The sequence below is a fragment of the Bacillus sp. B28 genome (assembly GCF_029536185.1).
GTDB lineage: Bacteria > Bacillota > Bacilli > Bacillales > Bacillaceae > Bacillus > Bacillus halotolerans.
On record NZ_CP120511.1, the window covers coordinates 4,114,297 to 4,132,583 of the forward strand.

Here is an 18,287-nt window from a genome sequence, read left to right on the forward strand (position 1 = left end):
TCTCATCATATATTGATCGTAAGTTCAACAGGACAATGGTCGGAGCCCAAGACGTGTGCTGATATCTTGGCATCATCAATCTGCCCCTTAAGACTCTCAGAAACAATAAAGTAATCCAAACGCCAGCCGATATTCTGTCCCGGGCACCCGCACGATACGACCACCAGGAATAAGCGCCTTCCAGATCAGGGTATAAATAACGGAATGAGTCGATAAAGCCGGCTTCCAAGAAACGAGTGAATGCTCCTCTTTCTTGATCAGAAAAACCCGCGTTATTCCGGTTTGCTTTTGGATTCTTCAAATCAATTTCCTGATGAGCCACATTTAAATCACCGCACAGGATAACCGGTTTTTTCTTGTCCAATTCGAGAATAAACGCTAATAAAGCCTCTTCCCATTGCAAACGGTAATCAATGCGTTCCAGCCCTCTTTTTGCATTAGGCGTGTAAACGGTCATCACATACACGTTTTCAAATTCCAGCGTAATCACTCTGCCCTCTTGATCATGCTCTTCTATTCCGATTCCGTACATGGCGTTCAGCGGCTTTTGTTTTGAAAAAACAGCTGTACCGGAATATCCTTTTTTCTCTGCATAGTTCCAATATACATGATAGCCTTCTGGTTCAAGATCCACTTGTCCGTCCTGAATCTTTGTTTCCTGAAGACATACAACATCGGCATCCTCTTCTTTCAAGTAAGAGAGGAAATCCATTTTTCTCATGACAGCCCGCAGGCCATTCACATTCCAAGAAATGAGCTTCATTTTTTATCCCCCTATAAAAAAGAGCAAGAACCCGAAGGTCCTTGCTCTTTACGTATCAGCTTACTCACCAGTTACGTATGGAAGTAAAGCCATTTGACGAGCGCGTTTGATCGCTGCAGTCAATTTACGTTGGTATTTAGCGTTTGTTCCAGTTACACGACGTGGTAAAATTTTACCGCGCTCAGAAACAAACTTTCTAAGAAGATCTACATCTTTGTAGTCGATGTGCGTGATACCGTTAGAAGTGAAATAACACACTTTACGGCGCTTCGCACGACCGCCTCTGCGTCCTCCTGCCATTGTCATTTCCCTCCTTTCTTTGTCAATTTAGCGATATTCTCATTAGAATGGAAGATCATCATCCGAGATGTCAATCGGCTTGCCGTCGTTGGCAAATGGGTCATCATTAAAGCTGTTCCCCTGATTGCGTCTCTGGTTGTTTTGATTTCCCCCGAATGGATTATCATTTTGGCCTCCGCCAAAGTACTGGCCTCCGCCGCTGTTTCCTTCGTTGTATCCACCTGAACCAGAACCGCCGCCGCTTTTCGGCTCAAGAAATTGAACACTTTCAGCTTGGACCTCGGTCACGAAGACACGCTGCCCTTGCTGGTTTTCATAGTTTCTTGTTTGTAAACGGCCATCTACGCCTGCAAGGCTTCCTTTTTTCAGGAAGTTTGCAACGTTTTCGGCTTGTCTTCTCCAAGTGACACAATTAATGAAATCGGCCTCACGTTCTCCAGACTGGTTCGTAAATGTACGATTCACAGCAAGAGTAAACGTGGCAACAGCCGCACCGTTTGGCGTATAACGAAGCTCTGGGTCTTTTGTCAGTCTTCCGACTAATACAACTCGGTTAAGCATAAGAAAGACCACCTTTTACCATTATATATTTCAAAATTGCTTATTCTTCTTCTTTAACAACAATGTGGCGAATGATATCATCACTGATCTTAGCTAGACGGTCAAATTCTTGAACTGCCGCAGCATCAGCTTGAACATTTACGATTTGGTAGAAACCGTCGCGGAAATCGTTGATTTCGTAAGCTAGACGACGTTTACCCCAATCCTTTGTTCCAGTGATCTCCGCACCGTTAGAAGTCAGAACGTTGCTGAAACGCTCGATAACTGCTTTTTTAGACTCATCGTCAATGTTTGGGCGGATAATGTACATAACTTCGTACTTTCTCATCTGTTTGCACCTCCTTTTGGACTAAGCGGCCCGTAATGGGCAAGGAGCAATAATTCTATTACTCACAATTTTATATTATACCAAAGCTCTTGTCCCTTTACAACTGCATCCTATACATTAAATCGGAAATGAATAACATCTCCGTCTTTTACCACGTAGTCTTTTCCTTCAAGACGGACTTTTCCGGCTTCCTTCGCTCCTGCCATGCCGCCGCCCGCAAGAAGATCATCATAAGCAACCGTTTCAGCGCGAATGAAGCCGCGCTCAAAGTCACTATGAATAATTCCAGCGCATTCTGGGGCCTTCATGCCTTTTTTGAATGTCCAAGCTCTGACTTCCTGCTCACCGGCTGTGAAATATGTTGCCAGCCCAAGCAGAGAGTAAGATGCTTTAATCAGCTGATCAAGACCTGACTCTTCAATTCCCAGCTCTTCAAGGAACATTTGCTTTTCATCGCCTTCAAGCTCAGCGATTTCAGATTCAATCTTCGCACAAACAACGATGACTTCTGCGTTTTCGCCGGCAGCGTATTCACGAATCTTCGCTACATATTCATTGCCAGACGGATCAGCCACTTCCTCTTCACTTACATTCGCAACATACAAAATAGGCTTTGAAGTCAGCAAATGAAGCTGCTTTACAAGCTTTTGCTGCTCTTCAGTAAACTCAACAGAACGAGCAGGCTTTTCATTTTCAAACGCTTCTTTCAGTTTAGACAAAATGTCAAACTCAAACACAGCCTCTTTATCTTTTTGCTTTGCAAGCTTGCTGACACGTGTAATCCGCTTTTCAACTGTTTCCATATCAGCGAGAATCAGCTCAAGATTGATCGTTTCGATATCATCAATCGGATCAACTTTACCGGAAACGTGTGTAATATTATCATCAGAAAAAGCACGGACAACGTGGCAGATCGCGTCAACTTGGCGAATATGAGAAAGGAATTTGTTACCGAGACCTTCTCCTTTAGACGCGCCTTTTACGATTCCTGCAATATCAGTGAATTCAAAAGCAGTCGGCACAGTCTTCTTCGGTTTGACCAGCTCAGTCAGCTTTCGCAGACGATCGTCCGGTACTTCTACAATTCCCACGTTCGGATCAATTGTACAGAACGGGTAGTTGGCTGATTCGGCACCGGCCTGTGTAATTGCGTTAAATAATGTTGATTTCCCGACGTTCGGCAAACCGACAATTCCAGCTGTTAAAGCCATTCTTTCATCTCCTCTATATAAAACCGTCATTGCATTAACGTATTTTGAACCTAGAGCAATTATAAGGAGGTTCACTGGAAAAGACAAGCTGACAAAAAAGCATTTTCAGCCTGCTGAACCCTCTCATTATGCTTTTTTCAAGCCCACTAAACAGTCAAAAAGCGTACTTCCCATTCCATTATCAGAATTTGTATCATTTGTCAGCGTATTAACGGAGCCGCCAAAAGCCGCCCACATGCCTTCATCTATATTTATCGTCTTCGGATGAGCCTGTTTCATCACTTTAACTTTACCATTCAAACGGCCCCGATCATTGAAAATGACAACCTCGTCTCCATCCTGAAGATTCTGCTCAGCCGCTATATCTGAAGAAATATCAACCTGTATGTGCTGAAGCTTCTCGATGAACGGAACATGCTGTGAATGATTAGAGCGCTGCGGATGAATGGACAAAAGCGTATAAGGGTATTTTTCGGCAAGTTCTTCGTTATGGTAAACAGACTCCTCAGGCACTTCCAATTGAAGTGCACCGCTAAATCCTTTTTCTTCAGCTAAAGACCAGGTGAACTCAAATTTTCCGCTTGGCGTCAGAAACGTAAAGTCATCCCACGGCACCTGTTTAACCGGAAGCGGGAGGTGGCCTTTTTCTTTCAAGTGCTCAAGCGTTACACCGTCTGCCTCCAATGAAGAAAGCCCCATCTCCAAAAGTTCTTCAGTACTGTGTTCAAAAAGCTCTCCAAATCCAAGGCGCTTTGCAAGCTCTGACCATATCCATCTGTCTGACTTCGCTTCACCCTGCGGTTCCACCAGCTTCTTCCCATACTGAACATAATGATGGTACATACTGGAATAATAAATATCCTCTTCTTCAAAAACAGTGGCAGTCGGCAAAACATAGTCGCACAGCTTTGCCGTATCGGTCATGATGGAATCAATCGCTACTGTCACCGGAACCTTTTCAAACGCCTGTCTTACTTTATTGGTATTCGGCACCTGAGTCAGCGGGTTCCCGCATGTCACGATAATCATCTCGATCGCAGGATCATCAGCGGTTAAAACCTCTTCAGCCTGTGTCATCATTGAAAAAGAACGTGATTCCGTTTTTAATTCCGGCAGCGTCAGCTTCGTTTTTGCAAAGCTTTCACCAATCTGGACATTGCCAAAATTTGCGCCGCCGCCTTTAATCCCAACGTTTCCGCTTGCCGCAACAAGCGCATCAATCCAGCGAATCGTCCCGCCGCCATTTTTATACCGCTGCATACCAAGCCCCATAAAAGTAGACACCGGACCATCCGCATACAGACCTGCAAGAAACTCCAGCTCTTCCATCGTAGTTTCTGTTTTCGCAGTAAACTCCTCGAGAGAAACCGTGCTCAAAAGCTCTTTTACATCATCAAACCCGACAGAATGCTGAGAAATAAAATCCTCATCCGTTCTTCCCGTCTCGATCAGAACCTTCAAAACAGCCGCGGCAAGCCAGCCATCCATTCCCGGCTTTACAGAAATATAACGGTCAGCCAGTTTTGCAGTCGGATTAAAAATCGGATCAATCACCGTCAGCGTTGCGCCCTTTTTCTTTACCTGCTGCAAATGGTGATAAAGGTGCATATTTGTCCTTGATACATTTCTGCCCCACACAACGACGTGTTTGCTGTTGTAAATATCAAGCGGCCCGTGCCCATACGAACGGCCGAAATCCCAGCTTTGCGCCTCTATACCTGAGCCCCAGCAAATGCTTCCGACAATCTCAGTCACACCGCCATACGCATTAAAAAAACGCTGATCTAGCGCTTTTAACAAACCGTTATTGGCATAATCATGGCTGTGCAAAACTGCTGTTGTTTCTGACGTCTCCTTAATATCCCGAAGTTTATCGGCAATTTCATCAAGAGCCTGCTCCCAGGAAATCCGCACAAACTCGCCATTTTGTTTTTTCATCGGATAGCGAAGCCGATCAGGCGAATTTGTTTTCGTTTCTAGCATTCTGCCGCGGCCGCAGATTTTCCCTTCCGTAATCGGGTGGTTTGGATCTCCGTCCACTTTTGTTACCTTTCCGTCATCAACAGTCACCACAAAACCGCAGCTGTCCCAGCAATTCAGAGGGCATGCTGACTGATGCACTTTGCTCATCGCCGTCTTCTCCTTACCTTCTATATGAAAAAGCATGAGTGTCAGCCTTTTTATGAAGTAGGCTCCTCATGCTTGACCAGTACTTTTTTTACTTTTCTTTCAAATTCTTTTCTCGGAATCATCACGCTGTGAGAGCAACCCTCACACTTAATCCGAATATCCATTCCCATACGTATAATTTTCCATCTGTTTACTCCGCATGGGTGCGGTTTCTTCATTTCTACAATATCTTTCAGGCCAAAGTCTTTATCCGCCAAGACCCTTCACCTCTCTTCATAAACTGCTGAATCTATTGTACAAAAAAACTGATCATTAGAGCAATCATCATACCCAAAAAGAAGAGAATCCTCTTATTTCCATTTACTTAAAATAGGGTATAACAGCAAACAAACTAATAGATAAAGATTCAGCATTCCATAAATGGGATATAAAAAAGCGATTAAATCGGAAAAACCGAAAGAAGTAAAAGGCACCATCAACACTAACAGAATCAATACGATCATCCATCTCGGCATGTGAAGAAAAGCCATCAGCCGGCTGGACAATCCGAATAAACCAGCCACCGTCGTCGTATATATCGCAAGGCACAGCACCGCAGTCATACACAAAAAAAGAAGATAAGGGGCACCCTCCAGAATGGCAAATAGCGGAATTTCAAATTGAGAAAGGGAACCAGCCAGCTCTACCAACGTTTCATTATAAACAAAAGAGATCACGCCAAAAATAAGACCGCTGGCCACACTGGCGATTTTAGCTTCCCCCAGCCCTTTCATTTCTTTCCCGACAGACGATAAAATCGCGACAACCGAAAGAATATTTAAAGAAGTAAACGTAATGCTGGCAGGCCAGTTATACTGCCGGCTCAAATCTATCGTCCACGTATGGTGATGAGTGCTCTGAAATGAAAATAACGCATACATCAGCCCGGCAACTAAAATAGGAATTAAAATGCCATTCACAGATAAAATCCCTTTCACATCCCAGAAAAACAAAAACACCGTCACGATGCAAAGCAGCGCAATTCCCCACCAAAAAGGGAGCTTGTACATTTGCAGCGTCACCCCGCCTCCGGCGATCATCACCATGGTTGTAGAAAATAAATAAAAGACAATGAGAATATCATAAATTTTCGCCAGCCACGGCCCCATTAAATGTTCAAGAACCGGAAGAAAGTGAGTGGATTGAACCTTAAAACTGATTTTCATCACAATATAAGACGAGAAAATGAACATCACTGTAAACAGCACAATAGCCAGTCCGCTTTCTGCGCCAAAAAACTGCCATATCTCCTGACCGCTTGCATATCCGGCGCCGATCAGGCTGCCTAATATAAGCAGCATCCACCTCATTCCGGCTCTCCACAACATTATCACCTCATAAGTACAGAGTTCAGCTTGTTTCCGTTATTGTTACTATATAGAGCACTAATAACAAAAATGCCTATTTTCATAGGAAAACAAAAAATAATGGTTGAATGTGAAAATACCATACAAAATACACATAAAAAAAGACTGCCTAAACAGACAGTCAAAACATAGAATCCCATCCTCCGCTTTCTTTACCATTCCTTTATACGCTTCTTCACCAAGATATCATTTTCAATCATTCAGTTATTCCAATCTTATCGTAATCTTCATTAGGCGTTCCGCATATTAATGATTCCTCCATTACCAAAACAGCAGACCGTATCTTGCTTCACCTGAAGCGCTGCGGCACAATACTTGTAAACAACCTCTATCTTCTCCTCTTTGTATCCAAAAATCCATAAACAGACACAAAGCATAAAAAACCTAACTGCTGGATATAATGTAAACAACCTTACATACCAAAAAAAAACACATCCCTAGCAATTCCGATACCTAACAAGGAAGTGAAACCTATGAATCGAAAAGGTGGGCTTTTTTCTTCTCAGGAACGAGTAAAGCAATATGTTTCACATACAGATACAGCTGCAGCAAAACAAATACAAACGATTCTTTCTTCATCCTTACGTAAAGCTGCCGGCAGACCGATTGTTGTGGTTTGTATCGGAACAGACCGTTCAACTGGTGACTCATTAGGCCCGCTCGTAGGAATGAAACTCAAACAGATGCAGCTCACCAGATTCCACGTCTACGGCACTCTGTCTGATCCTGTGCATGCTGTAAACATGAAGGACAAATTGATGGAAATTCACAAATTACATAAAAACCCATTTATTGTAGCAGTGGATGCTTGCTTAGGGCGTGTGAAAAGCGTAGGTTCATTCCAGATCGGAGATGGCCCACTAAAGCCTGGTGCCGGTGTACAGAAGGATCTTCCTGAGGTAGGAGATCTCCATGTGAATGGAATTGTAAATGTGAGCGGTTTCATGGAGTACTTTGTTTTACAAAATACAAGACTTCACTTGGTCATGAATATGGCAAATGTTCTTGCTGAAGGACTGAGTTTAACAGATCGAACAGAGTGGCGGCAGGAACGGCTTAGTCCGCTGCAAAGACTCACAGGACGATTATAAAACAAAAAACCATCTTCAATAGAGATGGTTTTCTTTCATTACGATTCTCGTTCTGATAAAAGCTCTAAGATCCGTTCAAGATCCTCGTTGGAGAAAAACTCAATTTCGATTTTGCCTTTTTTCTTTTGTCTCTTAATATTTACTGTTGTACCAAAATAATTTTGGAGATACGATTCCCGTTCTTTGATAATCGCATCTTTTACAGGCTCTTTTTTCTTTGTTTCACGTGGAACATTCTGATTTAATTGCTGAATCAGCTGCTCAAGCTGGCGAACGTTAAGCTGTTCTGCAATCACTTTTTGCACAAGCGGTTCAAGCTTGTTTTTATTTTTCAAACCAAGAAGTGTGCGGCCATGCCCCATAGAGAGCGTGCCTTCCGCAATCAGCTGCTGAATGTTCTCAGGCAATGTCAGCAATCTTAAATGGTTGGCAATATGCGGTCTGCTTTTTCCGAGACGTTTTGCAAGCTGCTCTTGCGTGACATCTAAGTGTTTGAGCAAAGAGTCATAAGCCTGAGCCTCTTCCAGCGGTGATAAATCCTCACGCTGAAGGTTTTCCAGTAAAGCAATTTCTCTCATTAACGCCTCTGATAATTCACGGACAATCGCTGGAACTGTTTCTAATCCTGCAAGCTTTGCCGCCCGAAAGCGCCGTTCACCCGCAACGATATCATAGCCTTTTAAAGATTTTCTGACGATAAGCGGCTGGAGAATGCCATGCTGCAGCACAGATTCTTTGAGCTCAGCCAGAGCTTCGTCGTCAAAGTGTTTTCTTGGCTGATAAGGATTAGGGCGTAAATCGGTAACTTTGATTTCCTCAACTGTCTCTTCAGACAAATCAACCTGATTAAACAACGCATTAATCCCTTTTCCAAGGCCTTTAGCCATTCGCAGCCACTTCCTTTGCTAAATCTAAATATACTTCCGCACCTCTTGACCGCGGATCGTATAAAATGATGGGTTTACCGTGACTCGGTGCCTCACTCAGACGGACATTACGCGGAATAACAGTCTGATATACTTTATCTCTAAAGTACTTTTTCACCTCTTCAATCACTTGAATGCCAAGATTTGTCCGGGCATCAAGCATCGTCAGCAATACGCCTTCAATCATTAAATCAGTATTCAAATGCTTTTGCACAAGACGTACGGTATTTAATAATTGGCTCAGTCCCTCCAAGGCATAGTATTCGCACTGTACAGGAATGACAACTGAATCTGAAGCAGTCAACGCGTTAATTGTCAGCAATCCCAATGACGGAGGACAATCAATAATTATATAATCATAATTCTGCTTCACTGCTTCAAGCGCTCTCTTAAGTCTCACTTCTCTTGAAATTGTCGGAACCAGCTCGATCTCAGCTCCTGCAAGCTGTATCGTCGCAGGAATCACATCCAAATTCTCTACTGAAGTTGCTTTAATAATATCTATTACATCTGCATCATCTACTAAAATATCGTACACACACTGATCTACATCGGCTTTTTCAATCCCCAATCCGCTCGTTGCATTCCCCTGCGGATCAATATCTACCAGCAGAACCCTTTTCCCTATGTAAGCTAAGCATGCTCCAAGGTTGACAGACGTCGTTGTTTTTCCGACTCCGCCTTTTTGGTTCGTAATTGCTATGATTTTTCCCACGATGTCACCTACTTTCACATGAACATGTACTGTCATGTTTCTATTTTATCAAAAAAAGATTAAAGCGTTTCACTTTTTTCATCATTTTGTTTTTTATCAGAAGGGAATATTTGAAAATTTAATCGGCGCTTTATGGCTTTCTCTTATAAATTCTTAAACTGATATGTTTTTTTGACTTAAAAAAGGGATTTCTAATAGAAAAAAAGAAGAAGTTACAATGCAGAAAGTACAAACAGGACGGTGATCATATGGTTTACAAAACAAAAAGAGATGCACCCGTTACTCTTATGATTGTGTTTCTCATATTACTGATACAAGCAGATGCCATAGTTCCTTTTGTGCTGGGACATATGAGGATCTCCGGCTGGATCATTTTTGTTCTGCTGACTCTTTTAAACGTGCTCATCATTTGGAGTTTCATTGATCTGAAATATGTATTGAAGGAGCACCGTTTGATCATTAAAGCCGGATTGATCAAACATCAAATTCCTTACGAAAAAATCGACAAAGTGATACAGCAAAAGAAGCTGTGGTCAGGTTTTCGGCTTATTGGCTCACGGCATGCGATTACGATTTATTATCGGGGAGGCTGGGGACATGCAGTCATTTCTCCAAAAGACACGGAAGAATTTATCCACAAGCTCAAAGAAAAGAATTCTAATATAACAATCGTAACTAAAAGTAATTAATTCCCTTTTAGCGAAAAAGCTCTCCTGAACAGCAGGAGAGCTTTTATTTTGGTATGCGAATCGTCAATTGAATATATTCTTCAAATTCCTCTTCTTCCGTATTCAATTTTACGCCGCTGTCTTCAACCATTGACAGTGACTGACGAATCGTGTTCATTGCAATTCTAGTATCCCTGCTGAACGCTTTGCGTCTAGGCTTTGGTTTTCTCTGGCCTTGCTCCAGCATTTTAACCACGCGGTCTTCTGTCTGCTTTACATTTAAGCTTTTCTCAATTATCTCTGTGAGCAGTGTGACTTGGAGCTCAGGCTGTTTCAGGGGAATCAGCGCTCTGGCATGACGCTCTGTGATTTTCTTCTCCATGATTGCGTCTTGAACCGGCTGAGGCAGCTTTAATAGCCGCAGCTTGTTCGCAATCGTTGACTGCCCTTTTCCTAAACGCTGCGCCAGTGCTTCCTGTGTTAAATCATGAAGCTCAAGGAGCCTTGCGTAGGCATGCGCTTCCTCAATCGAAGACAATTCCTCACGTTGCAAATTTTCAATTAACGCCACAGAAGCGGTTTCCGTGTCGGAAAAATCCTTAATAATGGCCGGAATCTTTTCCCACTCGAGCGATTGCACCGCTCTCCAGCGTCTTTCACCTGCAATGAGTTCGTATTGGCCTTCTTCTTCTGTATGCCTGACAACAATCGGCTGAATAATGCCGTGTGTATGAATGGTCATTGCTAACTCTTTGATTTTTTCATCTGAGAAAATGGTGCGTGGCTGAAAACGGTTGGGAACGATAGCATTTACCGGTATTTCCAGAATCTCTTCTTTGTTTGTCTCATGTTCAGCAATCTCCGGTTCCTGTTCCTTCTCACCAAGCCCGAAGAAACGAGAGAATGAATGCTTCATGTACCTACACCACCTTTAAAAACTGCCATTTTTATAATTCTATTTTCTCATGGTTTTTCCTGCTGTACCGTCATTAATTTTGAAGAAAATATGATGGTATTGTCATATCAGGCTGTCTAAATTACCCTTCAATTGGCGATTTATTAGGAGTTCCCGGTTTTCTTGGATACTTCTTAGGTGTATTTTTGATCTTGCGTATCACCATAATATTACGATCGCTTTCTTCAATAGGCAGCTTAAAGGAATGGGTATTCTCAAGTTCTCCTCCAAGCGTTGTGATTGCTTTTTTCCCCGCATTTAATTCTTCTTCAGCAGATGCGGCTTTTAAAGCAACAAATAAACCGTTTTTCTTAACCAGAGGCAGGCAAAGCTCACTTAAAACAGAGAGTCTCGCAACCGCTCGTGCTGTCACGATATCATAGCTTTCCCTTACGTCCTTCCGTTGTCCGAATGTTTCAGCTCTGTCATGGCAAAATGTCGTATTCTCCAATTGTAAAGCTTCAGACAGCTTTTCTAAAAATGTTATTCGTTTGTTTAGTGAATCTACGATTGTGACATGAAGGTGCGGAAAACATATTTTAATCGGCAGACTCGGAAAACCCGCTCCCGCTCCGACATCACAAATCGTATTCATCTGATCGAAGTCGACATAAAATGCAGCTGTAATGGAATCATAAAAATGCTTCAGATACACTTCTTTTTTCTCTGTAATCGAAGTCAGATTGATTTTTTCATTCCACTCAACCAGCATATCGTAGTACAGCTCAAATTGCTCCAGCTGACGAGGAGAAAGGGATATCCCTTTTTCCGCCAGTCCAGAAGTGAATTCTTCAATATTCATGCCGTCATCCTTTCTACTCGGCTATCTTCGCAATACGGCCCTGCTCTAAATATACCAATAGAATTGAAATGTCTGCCGGGTTCACACCGGAAATACGGGAAGCTTGGGCAACAGACAAAGGCCGTACGTTTTTCAGCTTTTGACGAGCCTCAGTTGCAATCCCCTTAATTGCGTCATAATCAATTCGATCAGGGATTTTTTTGTTTTCCATCTTCTTCAGTTTTTCCACTTGCTGAAGGGATTTTTCAATATACCCTTCATATTTCACTTGAATTTCTACTTGTTCTGCCACTTCTTGCGGAACCGGCACTTCTGGCGGCGCCAGTTTTGTAACAGTTTCATAGTTCATTTCAGGACGTTTCATCAAGTCTGTGCCGCGGACCCCATCTTTCAATTCGCTTCCGCCAAGAGAACGGATAAATTCTTGATTTTCTGGAGACGGCTTGATAATCACAGAATGCAGACGTTTTTTCTCCGCTTCGATCGCCGCTTTTTTCTTCTCAAAAGCCGCAAATCGTTCATCAGAAATCAATCCAATGCGGTGGCCGATTTCTGTCAGACGCAGATCTGCATTGTCATGACGAAGAAGCAATCTGTATTCAGCGCGAGATGTCAAAAGACGGTATGGCTCATTTGTCCCTTTCGTCACAAGGTCATCAATGAGAACACCAATGTAGGCGTCAGAACGGCTTAGAATCACTTCTTCTTTTCCAAGCGCTTTTCGTCCTGCATTGATTCCCGCCATAATCCCTTGTCCTGCAGCTTCTTCATAACCGGATGTTCCGTTAATTTGGCCGGCAGTGTAGAGATTGGTAATTTTCTTCGTTTCAAGCGTCGGCCATAGCTGAGTCGGTACAATCGCATCGTACTCAATCGCATAGCCAGCTCTCATCATTTGAACGTTTTCCAGACCCGGAATCGTTGCAAGCATTCTTTGCTGCACGTCCTCTGGAAGACTAGTAGACAAACCTTGAACATAAACTTCCTGCGTATTTCTGCCTTCTGGCTCAAGGAAAATTTGATGACGCGGTTTATCATTAAAACGAACAACTTTATCTTCAATTGACGGGCAGTATCTCGGACCTGTACCTTTGATCATACCGGAATACATCGGTGAACGGTGCAGGTTGCTGTCAATAATTTCATGTGTCTCAGGGCTCGTATATGTCAGCCAGCAAGGAAGCTGATCTGTGATATATTCAACCGTTTCATATGAGAAAGCGCGAGGGACTTCGTCACCAGGCTGAATTTCCGTTTTGCTGTAATCAATCGTGTCGCTTTTGACGCGAGGCGGCGTACCTGTTTTAAAACGAACAAGGTCGAAGCCCAGTTCTTCCAAATGCTCAGAAAGCTTAATAGAAGGCTGCTGGTTGTTCGGACCGCTTGAGTAAGAAAGATCACCGAGAATGATACGTCCTCTCAAATATGTTCCTGTCGTCATAACAACTGCTTTCGCGCGGTAATTCGCACCGGTTTGTGTAATGACACCGCGGCACTCGCCGTCTTCAATGATCAGACGCTCTACAATTCCTTGCAGCAGCGTTAAGTTTGGTTCTTTTTCAAGCGTATTTTTCATTTCATGCTGATATTGGAATTTATCTGCTTGCGCACGCAGCGCACGGACAGCAGGACCTTTTCCTGTATTCAGCATTCTCATTTGAATATGCGTTTTATCAATATTTCTGCCCATTTCTCCGCCAAGCGCGTCAATTTCGCGGACGACAATCCCTTTTGCAGGGCCGCCGACAGACGGATTACATGGCATAAACGCAACCATATCTAAGTTGATGGTCAAGACAAGCGTTTTGGCGCCTTGACGTGCTGATGCGAGGGCAGCCTCAACACCGGCATGCCCGGCGCCAATCACTATCACATCGTATTGGCCTGCTTCATACCCCATGATTCTAGTTCCTCCTTTATTTATTTTCCTAAACAGAACTGTGAAAAGAGCTGATCAATTAAGCTTTCATGGACAGCGTCTCCAATGATTTCGCCCAGAAGCTCCCAGCATCTTGTAAGATCAATCTGCACCATGTCGATCGGGACATCCTGTTCTATGCCGCTAAGCGCGTCTTCAATGGCGCGTTTTGCTTCCTGTAAAATTGAAATATGGCGTGTATTGCTGACATACGTTAAATCTCCGCTTTCAATAGCACCTGTATAGAACAGCGATTGAATCGCTTCCTCCAAATCATTAACGCCTTCTTCTTTTAGAAGAGATGTCGTTACAACAGGACGTCCATTGGCCAGCTCGCGTACACGTTCTATGTCAATTTTCGCCTCGAGGTCAGTCTTATTCATAATGACGATGACGTCCATTCCCTCAACGGCTTCAAAAAGCTTCACGTCTTCTTCAGAAAGCTCTTCACTATAATTGAGCACAAGTAAAATCAGGTCTGCTTCCTTCAGAACCTGACGAGAGCGTTCAACACCTATCCGTTCAACAATATCCTCTGTTTCACGAATACCTGCAGTATCAACAAGACGAAGCGGAACACCTCTTACATTCACGTATTCCTCAATCACATCCCGTGTCGTACCCGGAATATCGGTAACAATAGCTTTTGCCTCATGAACCAGGCTGTTAAGAAGAGAAGACTTTCCGACATTCGGACGGCCGATAATGACAGTAGAAAGACCTTCCCGCAAAATTTTTCCCTGCTCAGACGTTCTAAGCAGCGCCTCAATTTCTTTTTTAACGGAGCTTGCCTTTTCAACTAAAAGCTGATGTGTCATTTCTTCTACATCATCATACTCCGGATAATCTATATTTACCTCAACATGGGCCAGCGTTTCTAAAATATCATCGCGCAAACGGCGCACCAAAGCAGAGAGACGCCCTTCCATTTGATTCATAGCGACGTTCATTGCCCGATCCGTTTTCGCTCTGATTAAGTCCATCACCGCTTCCGCCTGTGAAAGGTCGATTCGCCCATTTAAAAACGCGCGTTTCGTGAATTCACCAGGCTCCGCCAGTCTCGCTCCCTCTCTTAAGGCGAGCTGGAGCACTTGGTTTACTGTCACAATTCCCCCGTGGCAGTTTATTTCTATAACATCTTCACGTGTAAAAGTTCTCGGTGCTTTTAACACCGATACCATCACTTCCTCTACGACCCGATCCGTACATTTGTCTACAATATGGCCGTAATGAATCGTGTGTGATTCGACTGAACTGATCGTTTTTCCTTTCGGCCCTTTATACATTCTGTCGGCGATCTGGATGGCTTCCGGTCCGCTCAGCCGCACAATAGCAATCGCACCCTCTCCCATCGGTGTAGAAATGGCAGCAATTGTATCCATGTTGTTCACCTCTCTTTTCTATACTCTCATTCATCTATATAAAAAAATATTTTATTATGCCAAAACTAAAAGATAACATAGTTTGGTTCGAAGTGGAAGATGTGTTATCCACAGACTTAGAAATTCATCCCTTATTACTTTAACTTATCCACATGTGAATAACAATTAATTTTATTTCCTGAACTTCCTTTTTATCAACAGGATACACCTAAAAAGGAAAAACTTAAACGGAAAAAGCTTGATATTACAAGGAAAAATAGATTTTTCTATACAAAAAAACCGAAGCTCCGATTTTTACCGGACTTCGGTTTTATGTTATCTTTTCTGGGAAATAACGAGGTGGCGATTTTCGCCTTCACCCATTGAATACGTTTCGATCTGCTGATTTGCATATCTGGAAAGAGCATCATGAATGATTTTTCTTTCACTGGACGGCATCGGTTCTAAATGAACATCTTTTTTCGTTTTCAAAACCTGGTCTGCCAGTCTCACAGCCAGCTGACTCAGCGTCTCTTTCCTTTTCAAACGGTAGTTTTCTGCATCTACCGTCACATTTAAATACTGATCTGAATAACGATTAAGGACAAGCTGGGTCAAAGTTTGAAGTGCATTTAAGGTTTGTCCTCTTTTTCCAATTAACAATGCCGCTTTTTCACCCGTTATATGGAAACTCACTGCCTTTTTGCTTTCTTTTACAGTCACATCAGACTTTCCGGCAATGGATTCGGCAATTCTTTCAAGATACATCTTTGTTTCCTGAATTGGATCAAATTTTTCAGCCAGCTTCACGATTGCCGGCTTTTTGCCGAATATACCAAGAAAACCTTTGTTTCCCTCTTCAATAACGGTAATTTCAACTTCATCTATCGTTAATTGCAGTTCTCGTAATCCGGACTGTACTGCTTCATCGACATTTCGCCCTGCAGCAGTCACATTCCTCACTTTTTCTTTCCTCCGGCTTTTTGCGGCTGAGGATCTTTTTTAATATCAGGCCCTTTAATGAGGAAAGTTTGCGCAATCATAAACAAGTTACCGACTACCCAATAAAGAGAAAGCGCCGCCGGGAAGTTGATCGCAAACACAATGATCATAATCGGCATAATCCAAAGCATCATTGCCATTTGTGGATTTTGCTGCGCATTGCCCGCCATCATTAATTTTTGCTGTACGAAAGTGGCAACACCGGCAACAATCGGAAGAATATAGAAAGGATCTTTTTCTCCTAAGTCAAACCATAAGAAACTGTGCTCTGAAATTGCCTGTGTTCTCATAATCGCATGATAGAATCCGATTAAAATCGGCATTTGAATTAAAATCGGGAAACACCCTGCCAATGGGTTGACGCCATGCTTTTGAAATAAAGCCATTGTTTCCTGCTGAAGTTTTTGCTGCGTTTTTTGATCCTTTGAGCTGTATTTTTCTTTAAGCTTTTGCATTTCCGGCTGTAAAGCCTGCATCGCTTTCGAGCTTCTCAGCTGCTTGATCATCAGCGGCAAAATTAATAAACGGATTAAAATTGTAACAATAATAATTGACAGTCCATAGTTGTCTCCCGTCAATTTCGCAACATACGTAATGAGCTCAGACAATGGAAATACTACGTACTTGTCCCAAAAATGCGGACTATCTGCAGTGATCGGCTCTTTGACACTCGAGCATCCAGCCAATAGCATGAATACGCCGACCATACTTAATAGCAACCATATTCTCCTTTTCAACAACATTTCCTCCTATAATCATTCTTTACACTCTCTTATTACAAAACATACTTGTATGTATTTTAGCATCTTTCAGTTTTAAATGGTGTCTTTTTCTGATCAACCAGAAAGGAAGCGCTTTTAAAAGTTTTAAGAAAGCAGTGGCATCTACTTTTTTGACGAAGTTTTCTTATATAATGAGGCCTTCCTGAATAAATGCTGCAAACTTTTTTTCGTTTCCTCAAATGTCAGCTGACTTGCTGGTTTTCTGGCAATAATAATATAATCCTTTTCCTTCAGCCTGTCTCTCTCTTCTAGAAAAGCTTGCCGGATCAAACGTTTTATCCGATTCCGCATTACTGCATTGCCAATTTTTTTGCTGACGGAAAGACCAACGCGCAGCTCATCGTTTTCAGGCTGATCAAGCGTATATAAGACAAACTGGCGATTCGCTACTGATGTGCCATGCTTGAACACTTTTTGAAAATCTTCATTTTTCTTTAAACGATTTCGCTTCTTCAAATTGACTCACTCCGATACTGGCTGGCAGAAACTTTTAATTTTATTTGAAAATGAGATGCGCAGAGACAGGGAGATCCCCCTGCTCATACACATCACATATATCTTTTCCCTTAAAGTGAAAAAAGACCACTGACATTATTCAGTGGCCTAAGCTGATAATACTTTTCTGCCTTTGCGGCGACGGCGTGCTAAAACTAGACGACCGTTTTTTGAACTCATACGGCTTCTGAAGCCATGAACTTTACTGCGTTTACGGTTATTCGGTTGGAATGTTCTTTTCATTTATGACACCTCCCTCGAGGAATAGCTGTTAAAGACAGTCTTACTTATTATATTTGCGTTACCTATTCATTGTCAACTTCACTAGTGCTTTTATTTCTTGCAACCATAATAGGATACCATACCTTCTCGACTTTCGAAACCTTATTTTTCAGATTCCTGAAATTAACGAAAAAAAGTCCTGATTCAAATAACATTCTGAGCTGAAAATACGTGATGTGGATATCTTTTTTCCCTTTTTTCAATATCCACAAAGGTTATCGACAACATTTTCACACCGCCAACCCCTGTGGACAATTTTTTTTCAACAGGTTGTCCGCTTTGTGGATAAGATTATGACAACCATTGCAAGCTCTCGTTTAATTTGGTATTATATTTGTGTTTTAACTCTTGATTACTAATCTTGCTTTCACTCATTATCCACAAACTGTGGATAACTTGTGGATTGATTTCACACAGCATGTGTAGAAAGTTGTCCACAAGTTGTGGAATTTGTCGAAAAGCTATTTATCTACTATATTATATGTTTTCAACATTTAATGTGTACGAATGGTTACCGCCATTTGCTCTTTTTTTGTGTTCTATAACAGGAAAAGACGTTATTTTCTTAGAAAAGGAGGGACGTGCCGGAAG

At 42.5% G+C, this 18,287-nt stretch carries 19 protein-coding genes and 1 pseudogene; 2 read left to right on the forward strand and 18 right to left on the reverse strand.

The features are described 5' to 3' along the window. Window positions 1-5: 5 nt before the first annotated feature. From xth to P3L57_RS20560, 8 genes and pseudogenes are all read right to left on the reverse strand, one after another. A pseudogene (xth, locus tag P3L57_RS20525) lies at window positions 6-763 on the reverse strand (exodeoxyribonuclease III). Between the two features lie 60 nt (window positions 764-823). Continuing rightward, a complete protein-coding gene (gene rpsR, locus P3L57_RS20530; protein ID WP_010332656.1) occupies window positions 824-1,063 on the reverse strand; it encodes a 30S ribosomal protein S18 in 240 nt (79 codons plus the stop codon). 42 nt (window positions 1,064-1,105) lie between these two features. Further along, window positions 1,106-1,624, reverse strand: a complete 519-nt coding sequence (gene ssbA, locus P3L57_RS20535) for a single-stranded DNA-binding protein SsbA (RefSeq protein ID WP_010332657.1) — start codon at window positions 1,622-1,624, stop codon at window positions 1,106-1,108. A gap of 40 nt (window positions 1,625-1,664) precedes the next feature. Then, window positions 1,665-1,952: a 30S ribosomal protein S6 gene (gene rpsF / locus P3L57_RS20540; RefSeq protein ID WP_010332658.1), complete on the reverse strand. Its 288-nt coding sequence runs from the start codon at window positions 1,950-1,952 to the stop codon at window positions 1,665-1,667. A 110-nt stretch (window positions 1,953-2,062) separates the two neighbouring features. After that, on the reverse strand, window positions 2,063-3,163 hold the full coding sequence (gene ychF / locus P3L57_RS20545) for a redox-regulated ATPase YchF (RefSeq protein ID WP_024123566.1): 1,101 nt from the start codon (window positions 3,161-3,163) through the stop codon (window positions 2,063-2,065). Window positions 3,164-3,289: 126 nt separating this feature from the next. Next, complete coding sequence (locus P3L57_RS20550; protein ID WP_069486638.1) at window positions 3,290-5,293, reverse strand: molybdopterin-dependent oxidoreductase; 2,004 nt, start codon at window positions 5,291-5,293, stop codon at window positions 3,290-3,292. Window positions 5,294-5,343: 50 nt separating this feature from the next. Further along, window positions 5,344-5,550, reverse strand: a complete 207-nt coding sequence (locus P3L57_RS20555) for a DUF951 domain-containing protein (protein WP_044160282.1) — start codon at window positions 5,548-5,550, stop codon at window positions 5,344-5,346. Between the two features lie 93 nt (window positions 5,551-5,643). After that, window positions 5,644-6,660 carry a YkvI family membrane protein gene (locus P3L57_RS20560; protein ID WP_069486637.1) on the reverse strand — a complete coding sequence of 339 codons (1,017 nt, stop codon included), beginning with the start codon at window positions 6,658-6,660 and terminating at the stop codon, window positions 5,644-5,646. 512 nt (window positions 6,661-7,172) lie between these two features. Between P3L57_RS20560 and yyaC the strand changes: the two genes are divergently transcribed. Continuing rightward, window positions 7,173-7,790, forward strand: a complete 618-nt coding sequence (gene yyaC, locus P3L57_RS20565) for a spore protease YyaC (protein WP_044160286.1) — start codon at window positions 7,173-7,175, stop codon at window positions 7,788-7,790. Between the two features lie 38 nt (window positions 7,791-7,828). Here yyaC and spo0J read toward each other — a convergent pair whose 3' ends face one another. Next, window positions 7,829-8,677, reverse strand: a complete 849-nt coding sequence (spo0J, locus tag P3L57_RS20570) for a stage 0 sporulation protein Spo0J (RefSeq protein ID WP_044160288.1) — start codon at window positions 8,675-8,677, stop codon at window positions 7,829-7,831. Next, window positions 8,670-9,431, reverse strand: a complete 762-nt coding sequence (soj, locus tag P3L57_RS20575) for a sporulation initiation inhibitor protein Soj (protein ID WP_010332665.1) — start codon at window positions 9,429-9,431, stop codon at window positions 8,670-8,672. Before soj ends, spo0J begins: the two co-directional genes overlap by 8 nt. Window positions 9,432-9,679: 248 nt before the next feature. Here soj and P3L57_RS20580 point away from each other — a divergent pair, with 248 nt between their 5' ends. Next, a complete protein-coding gene (locus P3L57_RS20580) occupies window positions 9,680-10,120 on the forward strand; it encodes a PH domain-containing protein (RefSeq protein ID WP_059353194.1) in 441 nt (146 codons plus the stop codon). A 43-nt stretch (window positions 10,121-10,163) separates the two neighbouring features. Here the strand turns inward: P3L57_RS20580 and noc are convergent, their stop codons facing one another. The 8 genes from noc to rpmH form a co-directional block, all read right to left on the reverse strand. Beyond that, window positions 10,164-11,015 (reverse strand): nucleoid occlusion protein, encoded by an 852-nt coding sequence (gene noc / locus P3L57_RS20585; RefSeq protein ID WP_003219249.1) that lies wholly within the window; start codon window positions 11,013-11,015, stop codon window positions 10,164-10,166. Window positions 11,016-11,136: 121 nt separating this feature from the next. Continuing rightward, entirely contained in the window at window positions 11,137-11,856 is a 720-nt protein-coding gene (gene rsmG / locus P3L57_RS20590) for a 16S rRNA (guanine(527)-N(7))-methyltransferase RsmG (RefSeq protein ID WP_069486636.1), read from the reverse strand. Between the two features lie 13 nt (window positions 11,857-11,869). After that, window positions 11,870-13,756: a tRNA uridine-5-carboxymethylaminomethyl(34) synthesis enzyme MnmG gene (mnmG, locus tag P3L57_RS20595; protein WP_069486635.1), complete on the reverse strand. Its 1,887-nt coding sequence runs from the start codon at window positions 13,754-13,756 to the stop codon at window positions 11,870-11,872. Window positions 13,757-13,776: 20 nt separating this feature from the next. Then, entirely contained in the window at window positions 13,777-15,156 is a 1,380-nt protein-coding gene (mnmE, locus tag P3L57_RS20600) for a tRNA uridine-5-carboxymethylaminomethyl(34) synthesis GTPase MnmE (RefSeq protein ID WP_069486634.1), read from the reverse strand. Between the two features lie 315 nt (window positions 15,157-15,471). Then, window positions 15,472-16,098: an RNA-binding cell elongation regulator Jag/EloR gene (gene jag, locus P3L57_RS20605; protein WP_044160291.1), complete on the reverse strand. Its 627-nt coding sequence runs from the start codon at window positions 16,096-16,098 to the stop codon at window positions 15,472-15,474. After that, entirely contained in the window at window positions 16,095-16,880 is a 786-nt protein-coding gene (gene spoIIIJ / locus P3L57_RS20610; protein ID WP_081638392.1) for a YidC family membrane integrase SpoIIIJ, read from the reverse strand. The genes jag and spoIIIJ overlap by 4 nt, the downstream gene beginning before the upstream one ends. A gap of 141 nt (window positions 16,881-17,021) precedes the next feature. Next, complete coding sequence (gene rnpA / locus P3L57_RS20615) at window positions 17,022-17,375, reverse strand: ribonuclease P protein component (RefSeq protein ID WP_010332672.1); 354 nt, start codon at window positions 17,373-17,375, stop codon at window positions 17,022-17,024. Between the two features lie 147 nt (window positions 17,376-17,522). Beyond that, on the reverse strand, window positions 17,523-17,657 hold the full coding sequence (gene rpmH, locus P3L57_RS20620) for a 50S ribosomal protein L34 (protein ID WP_003178075.1): 135 nt from the start codon (window positions 17,655-17,657) through the stop codon (window positions 17,523-17,525). Window positions 17,658-18,287 lie beyond the last annotated feature (630 nt).